This is a genomic window from Acinetobacter sp. TGL-Y2 (assembly GCF_001612555.1).
Lineage (GTDB): Bacteria > Pseudomonadota > Gammaproteobacteria > Pseudomonadales > Moraxellaceae > Acinetobacter.
In genome coordinates this window covers 443,580-457,952 of the sequence record NZ_CP015110.1, presented here as the reverse complement: position 1 = coordinate 457,952, position 14,373 = coordinate 443,580, and the positions used below count along the sequence as shown (strand labels likewise).

General features: G+C 41.4%; 14 protein-coding genes. 7 read left to right on the top strand and 7 right to left on the bottom strand.

The window, feature by feature from the left end:
* Window positions 1-31: 31 nt before the first annotated feature.
* Both AMD27_RS18980 and AMD27_RS19350 read left to right on the top strand, forming a co-directional pair.
* Entirely contained in the window at window positions 32-244 is a 213-nt protein-coding gene (locus AMD27_RS18980; protein ID WP_067655689.1) for a hypothetical protein, read from the top strand.
* On the top strand, window positions 172-366 hold the full coding sequence (locus AMD27_RS19350; protein ID WP_416202811.1) for a hypothetical protein: 195 nt from the start codon (window positions 172-174) through the stop codon (window positions 364-366). Before AMD27_RS18980 ends, AMD27_RS19350 begins: the two co-directional genes overlap by 73 nt.
* Before the next feature lie 175 nt (window positions 367-541).
* Here the strand turns inward: AMD27_RS19350 and AMD27_RS02100 are convergent, their stop codons facing one another.
* The 6 genes from AMD27_RS02100 to AMD27_RS02075 form a co-directional block, all read right to left on the bottom strand.
* Window positions 542-1,138: a GNAT family N-acetyltransferase gene (locus AMD27_RS02100; protein WP_081405904.1), complete on the bottom strand. Its 597-nt coding sequence runs from the start codon at window positions 1,136-1,138 to the stop codon at window positions 542-544.
* Window positions 1,139-1,318: 180 nt separating this feature from the next.
* On the bottom strand, window positions 1,319-3,019 hold the full coding sequence (gene ureC, locus AMD27_RS02095; protein WP_067655686.1) for an urease subunit alpha: 1,701 nt from the start codon (window positions 3,017-3,019) through the stop codon (window positions 1,319-1,321).
* 3 nt (window positions 3,020-3,022) lie between these two features.
* The gene (locus AMD27_RS02090; protein ID WP_067655683.1) at window positions 3,023-3,370 is read right to left on the bottom strand and encodes an urease subunit beta; all 348 of its coding nucleotides are present in this window, start codon (window positions 3,368-3,370) and stop codon (window positions 3,023-3,025) included.
* Window positions 3,371-3,397: 27 nt separating this feature from the next.
* The gene (gene ureA / locus AMD27_RS02085) at window positions 3,398-3,700 is read right to left on the bottom strand and encodes an urease subunit gamma (RefSeq protein ID WP_067655680.1); all 303 of its coding nucleotides are present in this window, start codon (window positions 3,698-3,700) and stop codon (window positions 3,398-3,400) included.
* Between the two features lie 418 nt (window positions 3,701-4,118).
* The gene (locus tag AMD27_RS02080) at window positions 4,119-4,994 is read right to left on the bottom strand and encodes an urease accessory protein UreD (RefSeq protein WP_067655677.1); all 876 of its coding nucleotides are present in this window, start codon (window positions 4,992-4,994) and stop codon (window positions 4,119-4,121) included.
* A gap of 115 nt (window positions 4,995-5,109) precedes the next feature.
* A complete protein-coding gene (locus tag AMD27_RS02075; protein ID WP_067655674.1) occupies window positions 5,110-6,129 on the bottom strand; it encodes an acyltransferase family protein in 1,020 nt (339 codons plus the stop codon).
* Between the two features lie 177 nt (window positions 6,130-6,306).
* Between AMD27_RS02075 and AMD27_RS02070 the strand changes: the two genes are divergently transcribed.
* Window positions 6,307-7,242 (top strand): lauroyl acyltransferase, encoded by a 936-nt coding sequence (locus AMD27_RS02070; RefSeq protein ID WP_067655671.1) that lies wholly within the window; start codon window positions 6,307-6,309, stop codon window positions 7,240-7,242.
* 585 nt (window positions 7,243-7,827) lie between these two features.
* On the opposite strand, the gene AMD27_RS02065 is transcribed toward AMD27_RS02070, so the two are convergent.
* On the bottom strand, window positions 7,828-8,955 hold the full coding sequence (locus tag AMD27_RS02065; protein WP_067655664.1) for an endonuclease/exonuclease/phosphatase family protein: 1,128 nt from the start codon (window positions 8,953-8,955) through the stop codon (window positions 7,828-7,830).
* 189 nt (window positions 8,956-9,144) lie between these two features.
* Between AMD27_RS02065 and asd the strand changes: the two genes are divergently transcribed.
* From asd to AMD27_RS02045, 4 genes are all read left to right on the top strand, one after another.
* Window positions 9,145-10,263, top strand: a complete 1,119-nt coding sequence (gene asd / locus AMD27_RS02060) for an aspartate-semialdehyde dehydrogenase (protein ID WP_067655661.1) — start codon at window positions 9,145-9,147, stop codon at window positions 10,261-10,263.
* A gap of 145 nt (window positions 10,264-10,408) precedes the next feature.
* Window positions 10,409-11,956 carry a FimV family protein gene (locus tag AMD27_RS02055; RefSeq protein ID WP_067655658.1) on the top strand — a complete coding sequence of 516 codons (1,548 nt, stop codon included), beginning with the start codon at window positions 10,409-10,411 and terminating at the stop codon, window positions 11,954-11,956.
* A gap of 51 nt (window positions 11,957-12,007) precedes the next feature.
* Window positions 12,008-13,345, top strand: a complete 1,338-nt coding sequence (locus AMD27_RS02050) for a hypothetical protein (protein ID WP_067655655.1) — start codon at window positions 12,008-12,010, stop codon at window positions 13,343-13,345.
* 45 nt (window positions 13,346-13,390) lie between these two features.
* Window positions 13,391-14,371 (top strand): asparaginase domain-containing protein, encoded by a 981-nt coding sequence (locus AMD27_RS02045; RefSeq protein ID WP_081405903.1) that lies wholly within the window; start codon window positions 13,391-13,393, stop codon window positions 14,369-14,371.
* Window positions 14,372-14,373 lie beyond the last annotated feature (2 nt).

Genomic DNA, 14,373 nt, shown 5'->3' with positions numbered 1-14,373 from the left:
TAAACAATCAAAAATAGATAAGAATCTCATCATGTCTAAGTCATTCGCTGAATATACCGAAAATTTACCACATCGACCTATTTTGGAAAAAGCAATAAGCTTTTTTGAATACATCAAAAAAAAATTGCCGTTAATTGTGGTTGTGGTGCAGGAAATGAGTCTGCTTTTCTCATCAATCAAGGATTTAAAGTATATGCCTTCGATTCCTTTCTTGAATCCACAAGAATATGCCAAAAAAAATTAAGTATGGAGCCTAATTTTATATTTTCTCAACAATCATTCCAAACATATCCCTTTCCTCAAGCAGATCTCATTATTGCGCTTTTTAGTTTATTTTTTGTCCTAAGGCTGATTTTGAGCAAGTAATTAAAAATATTTCTAAGGCACCTCTTTCTAACGGGATATTACTCATTCAATTATTAGGTCATTCAGATGCTTGGGTAAAAAATAAACCTGATGTTTTCTTAGGCTTTTCCGCAAAGGAATTAGAATTGAAATTTTCTAAAGAATTTCAGATTTTATTTTCAGATGAAATAGAGGGCTATCGTCCCTTAGCAAATGGAAATATGAAATATTGGCATATACATACTTTAATACTAAAAAAATGATTAAATGAGTGCTTATCCAACTCATATAGAACATGTTTTTCGTAGATATTCCCTGTGGGTAATTCAGGGTGAATGAATTCCATAACTTTAGTCATGCCTAACCTCATCATCAGCTGTTCAGATGGTTGATTTTGGCAAGCGGTGAAAGCAACAATTTTTTTAGCATTTAATTCCTCAAACCCATACTTCAAAGCTGCCCTTGCTCCTTCAAAAGCATAACCACGTCGCCAAAACTTCTTTGATATTCTCCAACCAATTTCAATACACGGAGAAAGTTCGAATAGCGTTGGTTGACTATGCAATCCAATAAATCCGATAAACTCACCTGTTTCTTTCAGCTCTACAGCCCAAAAGCCCCAACCATTTTGCTGTATGAGTTCATGAATTTTTTTAGCCATCTCTAAACTTTTTTGAGGAGTTAACAATTCATAAAAATATCTCATCACATCTGGATCTAAACCCATTTTTACAAAGGGTAAGTAATCCGTTTCCTTCCATTGCCTTAATACTAATCTGTCCGTTTTTATCATTTTTAATTACCCATAGACGCTAAAAATTTAAGGCCTTCCAACAGTTAATTTTTTAATCAAACTCCTTAATGGCTACTATAACAAATTGAAATAAGTCAATTTAGATATTTGATAAAGACTTATTTCCAACAATGAGTCTTTATCACCCCGATCAATAATTTTTCTTTTTAATAACAAAAGTTAAAACAAGAAATACCTCTGCGCCATCGGCAATACTTCCGCAGGCTCACAGGTTAAAAGCACCCCATCCGCTCGTACTTCATAAATCTCAGGATCAACCTCCATTACAGGACAGTAGGTATTGAGCTTCATATCGGCTTTGGAGATATTTCGAGTATTTTTCACAGGTGAAATCAGCTTTTTCAAACCGAGCTTTTCAGCGACACCATTGTCAATTCCCGCTTGCGATAAAAAGGTAATACAGGTGTTATGCACACCACGGGCATTTGCCCCAAACATCGGACGGTAATGCACAGGCTGAGGGGTTGGAATCGAGGCATTAATATCCCCCATTGGCGCAGCGGCAATCATGCCTCCCTTAATAATCATCGAGGGTTTTACCCCAAAAAATGCAGGTTTCCAAAGCACCAAATCGGCAAGCTTTCCTTCTTCAACCGAACCAATTTCATGACTTAAACCATGGGTAATGGCAGGGTTAATCGTATATTTCGCGATATAACGCTTTACCCGATTATTGTCATGCGCAGCATTATCACCCTCAAGTGAACCCCGCTGAACTTTCATTTTATGTGCAGTTTGCCATGTACGGATAATGACTTCACCCACGCGCCCCATGGCTTGCGAATCCGATGACATCATGGCAATCGCACCCAAATCCTGCAAAATATCTTCGGCAGCAATCGTTTCACGGCGAATCCGACTTTCCGCAAAAGCCACATCTTCCGCAATTGCAGGATCTAAATGATGACAGACCATCAGCATATCCAAATGCTCATCAATGGTATTGATCGTATATGGACGGGTTGGATTGGTGGACGATGGCAATACATTCGGCTGACCAATCGCCTTTAAAATATCAGGTGCGTGTCCACCACCTGCACCTTCAGTATGGTAAGTGTGAATGGTGCGATTTTTAAAAGCAGCGAGCGTTTCTTCTAAGAAACCACTTTCATTTAAGGTGTCGGTATGAATCGCCACTTGTACATCATATTCATCGGCAACACTTAAGCAATTATCAATCGCTGCAGGGGTTGAACCCCAATCTTCATGCAATTTTAAACCCACCACCCCCGCTTCAATTTGCTCACGAATCGGATCGGGTAAACTCAAATTGCCCTTACCGAGTAAACCAATATTCATCGGTAAATCATCTATGGCTTGCAGCATGGTCGCAATATGCCAAGGTCCTGGGGTGACTGTGGTGGCTGATGTTCCTGCTGCTGGTCCTGTGCCTCCACCAATCATGGTGGTTGTACCTGACATTAGTGCGGTTTCAACTTGCTGCGGGCAAATCCAGTGAATATGCGTATCGATGCCACCTGCTGTCAGTATCTGCCCTTCGCCTGCAATCACTTCGGTGGCAGCGCCCAAAGGAATGGTGATATTGGGTTGAATATCGGGATTACCTGCTTTACCAATTTTCCAAATACGTCCGTTCTTGAGTCCGACATCCGCTTTGACGATGCCCCACCAATCCACAATCAACGCATTGGTAATCACAGTATCTGCAACGTCATCGGCTAAGAGTTGTGACTGCCCCATGCCATCACGGATGACTTTACCCCCGCCAAATTTAACCTCTTCACCATAGGTGGTGAAGTCTTGTTCCACTTGAATAAACAATTCGGTATCGGCTAAACGAACGCGGTCACCCACCGTTGGACCAAACATTTCCGCATAGGCACGGCGTGACATTTTCATGGCTTATATTTCCTTATTCTTTGATTCTTTTAACGCGGCTTCATCATCCAATTTCCCCATCACACGACCGGCAAAACCGTAGACTTCGCGCTTACCACTTAATGCCACCAACTCGATGTCTCGGCTTTGTCCTGGTTCAAAACGAACTGCTGTACCTGCTGCGACATTCAGTCGATAACCACGTGCCATAACCCGATCAAACTGCAAGGCATCATTGGCTTCAAAAAAGTGAAAGTGTGAGCCAATTTGAATCGGACGGTCACCTAAGTTTGCGACTGTCATTTTTAATTTTTGACGTCCGACATTCATTTCAATGTCTGTATCTGGGGTAAAGACTTCTCCGGGAATCATAGACTTACTCCTCTTTGCTCTTACTCACTAAATAATCGGCTGATGTACAGTCACCAGTTTTGAGCCATCTGGAAAAGTCGCTTCCACCTGAACTTCTGAAATCATCTCGGCAATGCCATCCATTACATCCTCTTTAGATAGCAAGGTCGTGCCATAGTGCATGAGGTCACTCACCGTCATGCCATCTCGCGCACCTTCCAAGAGTGCCGCTGATATAAACGCAATTGCTTCAGGGTAATTCAGCTTTAAACCTCTTGCTTTGCGACGCTCCGCCACCAAGCCTGCAGTAAAAATCAGCATTTTGTCTTTTTCTGTGGGATTCAGTTCCATAGTGATGTCCTACTCAATCTATATTTCGATGTTCTAACAAGTGATTAAGCAAGAACTGTGCAAGGTCGCATGTTCGCTTTATTTTAAATGTGTGGAATCTGGTAAAAATATGCTGTACATTTTTTAGTTGAACTATTTAGAAACGATATGCTGATAGGTTGTGAAGGATAACCATAAATTAAAAATCTCTTCACCCTCTGAGAGAAAGTTGAAATGACGAGGGTTAAATTTCAATTCACTTCTCATGAGTGATCATGAACTTACTCTTCCTCAGAACTCGAAAACTCATTTTGGAAAAACCGCTCCCTCAATCTCGTAATAGTGTTTCTCCTCTTAAATAAATAGGGTTTTAGCCTCCCTGAATAAGTTTTAAAGTAGCGCTTTGAAATAAAGTGTAAGAAAAGACAGGTTAGAGGAATTAAGTCCGCCAAATCCGTGGAAATTCTTCATCTAAACTAAACCAATAACGACGTAATCTGGCACGAATCGCAGCAAAAGCATCGTGGCATTGCCGAGCATCATGGCCCAAGTAACGTGCTGAGACCACATCCTCAAGTAAAGTCAAAGTCACGGGTGCTTTCATGCGCACCATCAGGTCACGAATAGTCCCCAGTTGTTGCTCAAGTTTCGATAAATCACGATGATGCACAGGTGCAACAGCCCAGAAACTTGCCAAGACCGCACAACCATTCATGCCTAAACATGACTGCAAAAAACGATCATTGCCTTTAAACCGTAAGCTATCTGCGATCAGCAGCTTGTTATTTCTCATTAATTTAAATTGATTTTGATACAACCCTTGGCTGAACTGTTCATGACGCGCCTGACGTCCTAGAACCAACATATCCCAACCGATAAAACTGGCCGTTTCAGCCAAATGAATTTGAGTTTCAGAATGGGCAAGCGCACCATTAAAGAGCATAGTTTCTTGTGGTAGCCATTCAAAAATAGCCTGATCTTTAATATGAATATCAATGTGTTGAAAGGCTTTTTTGAAATTGGTCTTGTACCACTTGCCGGCGCCGGGTGTTGTGACTAAAGCATGCGCATGAGCCTCAACATCAATATGAAAGGTCAGATGGTCTCCACCTGCAATCCCTGCGGGCGGGTGAACAATAATCGCGTGACAGACCCCGGTTTTTTCAGGCCACAGCATTTTCTGCACTCGGACAGGGCCATAATGTTTTCGATGCGCCAATACTGTGCGATTTTGCTCATGTTTAAATCCGAGATCTAACTTTGCAAACCAATATTGTGCATTTTCATGATGGTCTGGACTTAATGCCTGATTCATTCGCCTACATCTATCATTTTTACTTAAAGATAGTTCTGATTAAGCAATTAATACACCAAGCTTACTCATTTGCTGAATATCTCTATAAAAATGAATCTAATAGAAGATCAAACCCTTATTTCCAAAATTTTTCGGTGGGTTTCATCAACCAAAGCGACAGCATTCTGAGCAGCTGATCAAGTAACGGGTGTTGTAAAAGCCAGCAGCTTAAAACAGACAATACAAAACACAACGCAACTTCAATGCCCCAAGCGAACTGAAGTAAAAAGTGATTTTGAGATGAAAGATCCGTTAAAAAAGGATTTAATGACATCAAATGAGATATTGCGATGACCACAAAACCATGCAGCAAATACACCGGCAAAGTACGTTCACCTAAAGTGCGAAAGTTTGATCCCCAACGTGAGCTCAGCGCGAAAACGGCATAGATTCCAAAAGCGGAAAGCAGTAAACAGCCAATACGAATCAAACTGCCTTCAATCCAGTCCACCTTCAGTTGCTGATAACTCAAACTCCCATATAGCCAATAGGCTGACAGCTGCGTGAAGCTCATCACGGCTGCAATGACAATCAGAATCGCACTTGCTTTGGGCACCTTATATTTTTGCGTTCTGATCCATGAGATGATCCGCTTGCCATACAGATGCCCCATCATAAAAAATGGGAAAAATACCAAAATTCGCCCGATCGAATACTGATAATTATTCCATGTTGAAAAGCCGACCAACAAAGCCAGTATGATGGCAATCAAGAGCGGTAATTTGGTTCGAATCAAATAATGAGTCAGCGCTGTCCAGAGCATCATGCTGAGCAAATACCACAAAATCCAATAGGGCCGCTCAAACAGATTCCAACGCCACACCAACTTTGCTGTCCAAAGCGCATCAAATAAGGGATATAAAATTTGAAATGGCACGTATAAAGCCATAAAGAATAGAATATTTTTAAGCACATTTTTATCTTTAAACAACATGCCTGAGATAAAAATAAATGCAGGCATGTGAATACTATAGATCAGTCCTAAAAGCACATGGCTCTTGGGGTCGGACCATCCGATCATGCGCTCTAGAAAATGTCCAAAAACCACACAAAATATGAGTAATGCTTTACTGCTGTCTAAGAAGCTATCGCGCATGATTAAAAAAAACCACCAACTGTTCTGTTTATTTTAAGCACTTATTTAAAAAGTGGACATTTAAAAATACTGAAATCAATAAACCACCCAATTTGCATAAAATAGATTGCAAATTTATGCACAAAATCAGCTTCATGTTAAACTCAATCGATTCACGTCTTCCTTGTTCAAGTTGTTATGCCTAAAGAGCCAAATTTCCAGCCTGGTGAGTTTCAGTGGTCATTCTTATTGCCTAAATATTGGGGTATTTGGGTGGGTATTGTATTGCTGATGATTTTGGCCATTTTACCTTGGGCACTTCAGCATCGTTTAGCAGAAATTTTAGGCAATATTGCCTTTAAAAATCTAAAATCTCGTCGTGAAACCACGTTACGCAATTTAGAACTGTGCTTTCCAGAATGGATGCCTGAACTCGTTTATGAAAATGCACGCCAAGTCTTTATTGACCAAATGATTGGAGTGTTCGAAACCTTAAATGCTTGGTACTGCCCCCAATGGTTTAAAGGTCGTGTTTCAATTCAAGGTTTAGAGCATATTCATAAAGCGCAAGCCGAAGGTAAAGGTGTACTTTTACTGGGCATACATTCGACCTTACTTGATGCAGGCGGCTATATTTGCTCACAATTTTTTGAGCCCGATATTGTTTATCGTCCGCAAAATAACCCCCTACTCGACATGCTCATTTACCGTTGCCGCGCAACCATTTATGCCCACCAAATTGATCATGGCGATATGCGGGGCTTAAGCCGTCAGCTTAAAAATGGTCGAATGATCTGGTATAGTCCAGATCAAGACTTTGGCTTAAAGCAAGGAGTGATGGCACCCTTCTTTGGGATTCCAGCAGCCACGGTCACGGCACATCGTCGCCTGATGAAAATTGCTTCAGCAGAAGCGATTCCGCTTTATTTTTACCGCACTGGGGATATTTCCAATCCGCAGTATCATATCTTACTTGAGCCTGCTTTGGAGAATCTACCAAGCGATGATGAATTGGTTGATGCAACACGAACCAATCAAATCATTGAAGGGCTTTTACGCATCGCACCAACCCAATATATGTGGTTTCACCGCCGTTTTAAAACGCGCCCTGAAGGCTACGACAAGATTTATTAAAAGGTCATAAAGACTCTTCATTTGACGATCATTGTTATTGTCATTGTTAATCACGAAAATTTATTTTCATGGCGCTTGTAAGCCATCAAGATTGACTTTTAAAAGCTCGATGAAACTTGATAAGTCAACTATTAAAATGGCAATCAGTTCAAAAATACATTTGATCCTACCGTTACTCTCAATCATTTAATCGAATTAAGCGCAGAACTTGCAAGCATATGAGTTATCGATGATGGAAAGTCAATGAGAATCACATCTCCCATTATCCCATCAAAATTAACCTGACAAGATTCAGAAAAAGCATAAATTTAACCCGAGTTCTACATCCTGTAAAACTCGGGTTGATGAGGTTGTGCTTTTCAAAAGTATTCTTATTTTATAGGCTTTCCGTTCCTGCATCATATCCTTGATGACTATCCATCAGCTTCGTCTTCCATATTGGGATAGATCCATTCCCATTCCATGTGCCGATGAACTAAGCGTAAGCCCAATACCCATTTAATACTATTCGCCTCAGGACTAAATCCGTGTAAGCCTTGGATTACATGACTTTTGTAACAGTTTTCACTATAGCGCTGCACCCTATTAGGATGTCTTCACCCCATTTTTATAATCCTGAGCAATTTCATCGGTGACCATTTTCTCTTCACGTTCGGCTTTTTGAATACCTTCTTGAATCGCATCTTGTGCTTCTTTTTCATCAGCTTCAGTCTGTTCAAGCTCCTGTTGTATTTGTTCAAAAACTAGACCCGTTTGAAGCACTACATACACAGGGAAATGGTCTGATCCCATATGCGGTAAGCGCTTCATTTCGACCAATGCAAAGTCAGTGCTATGAAACACATGATCCAGAGACCAACGTAATAACGGATAATCTGCATGGAAGGTATTCACATAATGTCGTCCCACACGCGGATCAAGTAGCCCACTAATACGCTGGAACAAACGTGTGGTTCTTGACCAAGCCACATCATTTAAATCCCCCATGACAATACAGCTTTCATCCAAATCTTTAATCTGGTCACCCACGATCAGCAGTTCGGCATCACGCAGGGTTGAATCTTTGGCTTCGGTTGGACTCGGGGGCTTAGGATGCAAACAATAAATTTGCACGGGCTGACCTGACCTTAATTTAACCGTGGTATGAATAGAGGGAATTTCATCACTTAAAATAAATTTAACTTCAGTGTCTGACAGCTCCAACTTGCTATATAAATGCATCCCGTACAAATTGTCTAAAGGTACGGGAACACGGTAAGGATAATCTTTTTCTATGACACTCAGCTCGTTTTGCCAAGTCTGATCTGTTTCTAAGGTTAAGACCAAATCAGGTTGATATTTCTCAATTTCTTCAATCAATAAATGGTACTTGGTATTGGTGGTCAGCACATTCGACACCAACAGGGAAAGCTGCTTCTGTGCATCTAATTGCTCACCACGTACTTTCTTGACTTGTTTTTTCCAGATCAAGGTATAAGGCAGCACCATTTTCAGCTGATACGCTAAAGCTGCAATCAGGGCAATCAATACAATTTGGCGTCTTAAATCCCATGGGGCATCTAGCAGCAAAATTAAAACAAAGGCAATAACACCCAATGCCAAAATCTGTAGTCTTGGGAAATCGGCACCTCGAAACCACCATTCATCTCGAGGGATCAGAGACCAAAAACTTAACCATATTACCAAGCCTGCGATAATTTCCACCCAAATCATACTGTTTACTCTTTTGAATATTCTTAGTTTTTTTGCAATGAAATAAACTTTATCAATTTTGTATGTATCATAAAGCAGATATTCCCCTCAAGAATATTGATGTTTTGATTATGTAGCACTTGCAGTTGTGAACCCTTTTGATACACTCAAATCCCCTTTTTATTTTTTCACGCACCGAGGCACAATGACATGAAAGTAGGTCTGGTCGGTTGGCGCGGGATGGTTGGTTCTGTCCTGATGCAACGTATGGTTGAAGAGAATGATTTCGCTCATTTTGAGCCGTTCTACTTCTCTACCAGTAATGCTGGTGGTGAAGCACCTGCGTTTGGTGGTAAGACTGCTCCAGCACTTATGGATGCAACAGACATTAGTCGTCTGAAGCAAATGGATGTCATTATTACCTGTCAAGGTGGTGATTACACGTCTGACGTTTTCCCAAAGTTAAAAGCGGAAAACTGGAATGGCTACTGGATCGATGCTGCATCTACCTTGCGTATGGAAGATGAAGCAATCATCGTTCTAGATCCAGTAAACATGAACGTGATTAAAGATGGTTTAGTGAAAGGCACGAAAACATTCGTGGGCGGAAACTGTACTGTATCACTGATGTTAATGAGCATGGGCGCGCTTTACCAAAACAATTTGGTGGAGTGGATGACAGCAATGACTTATCAGGCAGCGTCTGGCGCTGGCGCACAAAACATGCGTGAACTGATTACGGGTATGGGTTATTTATACAACAATACCAAAGCGTTATTAGATGACCCACGTTCTCCTATTTTAGACATCGACTCTAAAATTGCAGACCTACAACGCAGCGAAGGTTTCCCATCGGCAAACTTTGGCGTACCACTTGCGGGTTCTTTGATTCCATATATCGACAAACAACTCGACAATGGTCAATCGAAAGAAGAATGGAAAGCGCAAGTTGAAACCAACAAAATTTTGGGCAATCAACAGATTGTTCCTATTGATGGTCATTGTGTGCGTATTGGTGCAATGCGTTGTCATTCTCAAGCTTTGACCTTAAAGCTGAAGAAAGATGTGCCACTGGATGAAATTGAAGACATGATTCGTCAATCTAATCCTTGGGCGAAAGTCGTTCCGAATACCCGTGAAGCATCGATGACAGACTTAACCCCTGTTGCAGTGACAGGAACCTTGACTGTACCGGTAGGACGTCTGCGTAAGCTCAATATGGGTAAAGAATACCTCGGTGCGTTCACAGTAGGCGACCAATTGCTTTGGGGTGCTGCTGAGCCTTTACGTCGTATGTTACGTATTTTGATTGATTATAAAAATGCCTAATCTTTGAAGTGAATTTTTAAAGATGCAAAAGCCGATCACATTTAATCGGCTTTTTTTGTAACTCCAATGTTAAAATTTTACATTCCTATTACAACTAGGTATTGTATGCAGATTGCCCTGAATCCTGTCAGCACAATGGATCGAAATGCCTGTATATAACAAACTAAAAATTGCCATTTTTGCCATTATAGCCTCACCTTCTCTTTCTGCCTTAACTATTGAACCTATCGAAATTTTATCGGATTCTGGCAATTTACTGTATGCGGAAATGAAATTCCACAATGCAGATCCAAACGCCAAAGTCGAAGCGAGTCTAGCTGAAACGCAAGATCTGATTGATTTAGGTTTAGCGCATCAACCGCCGGGCCATTTAAATTTTTTCACCCGAAAATCCCACGATGGAACAGGGGTGATTGTCATTACCTCATCTCGCCCCATGGTAGATGCCGAATTAAATATTTTATTAAAAATTAAAGAAGGCAGCGCCACCCATATTAAGCAAGTAAAGAAAACGCTGAAGCGTCCAAATAGTTCAGTCAAGGTTCCACTTTCTACTCGTGAAAACACACTTAGACCACAGACAGTGGTGAGCGAAAAAGATATTGCTTTAAATCTGCCGTCAAGCACCCAATATATAGCTCAAACCGCTGTTGCACAAAGTACGTCTCTGGCTTCCTCAACCAGCCAAGCAAGCCGATCAAACCCAATAGGCCAAGTAGCAGAGATACCACTCGCTATTAATGTTGCGCCCTTACCCAGTTTAAATCAAAACAATCAAGCTGTTGTCGTAACTAATACGTCCCAAATGGCAAGTGTAGCTGCTCCGCCTCAAGTGCCTACTACTCCAGTACCGACGAAAGTCGTCGCTGTACCTCAGCCAGTAGGCAATACAGCGGTTGTACCAGCTACTCAGCCTAAACTACAGATTGCAGCAAAGTTAGATGCACCTTTAAAAGCTGAATCGATTCAACCTAAGGCATTACAAAGCGCTGCAAAGCAAGCTGTAGACAAAAATATAGCCAATACAGCACTTGATAGCAAACCCAATAGTCCTGTAGAAAAAGCATCCGTTAAAGCTGCTCTACCAGTACAACAGGCAAAAGTACGAGCCGCACCTCAAAAAACATCACAACCAACACAATCATCACAGCAACATATTGTTCAAAGCAATGAGTCCCTGTGGAAAATTGCTGCCAATATTTCTGCACAAACCCAGCAAAGTATTCCTGACGTGATGAAAAAAATTCAAGCAGACAATGCCCATGCATTCATTGGCGGTAACATGAATCGAATTCGTAGAGGGGCTGCGCTTAATTTGGCGACCAGTTACAACCCAAAAGCCAAATTATCCGCAGTTCCAAGCGCGCCTCAAAGCAGCACGGCTCAAAAACAATCGGGTAAAGCCAAGTACAAAATTGACCAAGCAGAAATGAGCCTGATTACAGCCAGCCAGCAAGAGTCTGCACAAGGCTCTGCCCAACAAAAACAACAAAAAAATCAAACCTCTTCAGAATTGTCTGCAAAAGTTATGACAGCTCGTGAAAAAACGGTTAAATTACAGAAGAATGTATCTAAATTATCCCTGGCTTTACAACAAAAGGATCAAAGAATTCAATTATTAAATGCAAGACTTGCGCAGCTGCAACAACAATTGCAGCGCCAACAAGCTCAAGCAAAGAAGCCAGCTCACTAATTTCATTATTACAGGAATAAATTTCATTGTTTTCAATGAAGGGGTAAAAATATGTTGTACGTACTAATTCCTTGTTTAATCTTGCTTATTGTTGCTATTGTGCTAAAAAAGCGTGAAAGCGCAAATGAAGAAACTGGCGCTGAAAAAGGCAAAAAAACTGCCTCTAAAAAGACCAATAAAAAAGTACCTGCTCGCAGTCATCGTAGCTCAAATGCTGTGCCTGCTGCTACACGTACAACCACTCATGATACGGCGGTATCAACCGCAACGCCTTTAGACCCAGATTTCAAACGGACTATCGAGCAGTTAATTAAAGCCAAAAGCTATTTTTCAGCAGAAGCCAAAATTAACCAAGCGTTAAATCAAGACAATTCGCAACATGGGTTATATCTATATTTACTTGATATTCATCTCGCACAAAAAGATGAATTTGCAACCAAGCAATTGATCAATTTTTTACGTTCTTTAGGTCTTCATGAGCTTGCAGATCAAGCTGTACATAAGCAAACAAGTACAGCGACTGCACCACAGCAAGACATTGATCTCAGTTCAGGTTTTAATGCACCTGTGCGAAATTTAACGCCAAGTTCAAGCTCGCATGCTGCATTTGATGCGCTCATGGATCAAAACTCTGCAGCGACGCCAACGCCTCAAGCACCAGCGACTTTTGATTTAAATCTTAATGATGAGCCAGCTGTTGATCCGAATGACTACCGTGCTTTTGATTATGTGGTCGATGAGCAAACGTCGCCTCAAAAAGCTAAAACTGTAGAGCGCGATCATTCAGCTCCTGACATGCTCGCTTTCGATACGCTTACGCCTGTGCCTGAAACCTCTAAGTTTGTAGCACCATCAGCTGAAATTAAAACTGAGAAGACTGTACACATTGCACCGCTTGAATTCAATTTTGATTTAACGCCCCAAGCGCCTACACCTGTCACAGATACCCCCGCAGAAGTGCTGAGCCATCCGGCATTGGATTTTGACACTCAAGCGAAAAACGTGCCTCAAGATCAACCGATCATTGAGAGTAAATCCGAGTTTGAGTTTAATTTAGAAACGCCCGAGACCCCATCAAATCTTGGATTTGATTTTAAATTAGATCCCCCTGTTGCAACGAAACCTACTGATTTTAGCTATGATGCCCATGCGTTAAATCTAGCGCCTCAAGTGACTGCTGACACTCAAGCGGATACAGATCCTTTGGCACAGTCTTTTCCAGAGCTGATCAGTCACAATGAAATTCAACTGAACTTGGATTTGGCAAAAAAATATATCCAATTGGGTACTTATGCAGCAGCAACGCGCTTGCTGAATGAAAAAGCAGATCAATATTCTAGCGAGCAACGTGCTCAATCAGAAAAATTACTGAATCAAATAGCGTCATAAGCTTTTTCGTCTTAACATAAAGCAGTCATCCTTGGCTGCTTTTTTATTATGAAAAAAATTGCATTACTGTATATGGGCGGCACTTTTGGCTGTGTCGGTGAGCCTTTAAGTCCCATGCCAGAGGCTGAGTTTCTGCCGCATTTAAAGAAAATACTGCCCGTAAATCCTCAGATCGATTGCTTTAGCGCACCCAGTGTAAAAGACAGTAGTGCCTATACTGCAGTCGATTGGTTCTTATTGATTCAACAGATCCAACAGCTACAACAGCTACAAACACAAAATTATCAGCATTTTATTGTGATTCATGGCACCGACACGTTGAGCTATGCGGCTGCCACACTGGCACGTTTCTTAGCACGCTCATGTCATGTCATTGTGACAGGGAGTCAATATCCACTCCTCAACACGGCGGGACAGGATATTCGTGAATTGAGCGACGCCTTAAATAACCTTAATACCGCGATTCATCATATTGAAAAAGTATCTGCTGGCGTCTACGTTGCCTTTCATGATCAAGTCTTTCATGCCAGTACGACACTGAAAGTACATAGCACGGCACTGGATGCCTTTCGTGGCATAAGTTACGATGAAAAGATCGGGACGTCTGAACTACCACCATTTCAGATTCAAAATCAACATATAGACCAGATTGCATCACTGAATATTTTAAATATCTCCTTACAACCGATTGCGCAGCTGCAACTGAACCGACAACTGGAAGGTATTTTAAAGCAAGCGCCTCATGTGTTGATTATTCAAGCCTACGGTACAGGTAATTTGGCGGTCAATGAACCTATGATTACCCAATTCAAGTTGCTACAAAAACAGGGTTGTAGCGTGATTTTAGCCAGCCAAGTGGCTGCGGGGGGACTAGATCAGCGCTACGCCATCAGTCAATGGATCAAGCAATCCAATGTTTTGGTTAGTGATGCACAGAGTCATGCTGATCTTTATGCCAAAATTCTGAAAATGTATTTACAATACCCCTCCGCGAATCAATGGCATGACCATTGGTATAACCATTGAGA

Excerpts from the sequence above, each read along its gene's own strand:
- AMD27_RS02080 (WP_067655677.1), bottom strand. The coding sequence starts at position 4,994 with ATGAATCAGGCATTAAGTCCAGACCATCATGAAAATGCACAATATTGG.
- ureC (WP_067655686.1), bottom strand. The coding sequence starts at position 3,019 with ATGAAAATGTCACGCCGTGCCTATGCGGAAATGTTTGGTCCAACGGTG.
- AMD27_RS02075 (WP_067655674.1), bottom strand. The coding sequence starts at position 6,129 with ATGCGCGATAGCTTCTTAGACAGCAGTAAAGCATTACTCATATTTTGT.
- ureA (WP_067655680.1), bottom strand. The coding sequence starts at position 3,700 with ATGGAACTGAATCCCACAGAAAAAGACAAAATGCTGATTTTTACTGCA.
- AMD27_RS02070 (WP_067655671.1), top strand. The coding sequence starts at position 6,307 with ATGCCTAAAGAGCCAAATTTCCAGCCTGGTGAGTTTCAGTGGTCATTC.
- AMD27_RS02090 (WP_067655683.1), bottom strand. The coding sequence starts at position 3,370 with ATGATTCCCGGAGAAGTCTTTACCCCAGATACAGACATTGAAATGAAT.
- AMD27_RS18980 (WP_067655689.1), top strand. The coding sequence starts at position 32 with ATGTCTAAGTCATTCGCTGAATATACCGAAAATTTACCACATCGACCT.
- AMD27_RS02055 (WP_067655658.1), top strand. The coding sequence starts at position 10,409 with ATGCCTGTATATAACAAACTAAAAATTGCCATTTTTGCCATTATAGCC.
- AMD27_RS02050 (WP_067655655.1), top strand. The coding sequence starts at position 12,008 with ATGTTGTACGTACTAATTCCTTGTTTAATCTTGCTTATTGTTGCTATT.
- asd (WP_067655661.1), top strand. The coding sequence starts at position 9,145 with ATGAAAGTAGGTCTGGTCGGTTGGCGCGGGATGGTTGGTTCTGTCCTG.
- AMD27_RS02065 (WP_067655664.1), bottom strand. The coding sequence starts at position 8,955 with ATGATTTGGGTGGAAATTATCGCAGGCTTGGTAATATGGTTAAGTTTT.
- AMD27_RS02100 (WP_081405904.1), bottom strand. The coding sequence starts at position 1,138 with ATGATAAAAACGGACAGATTAGTATTAAGGCAATGGAAGGAAACGGAT.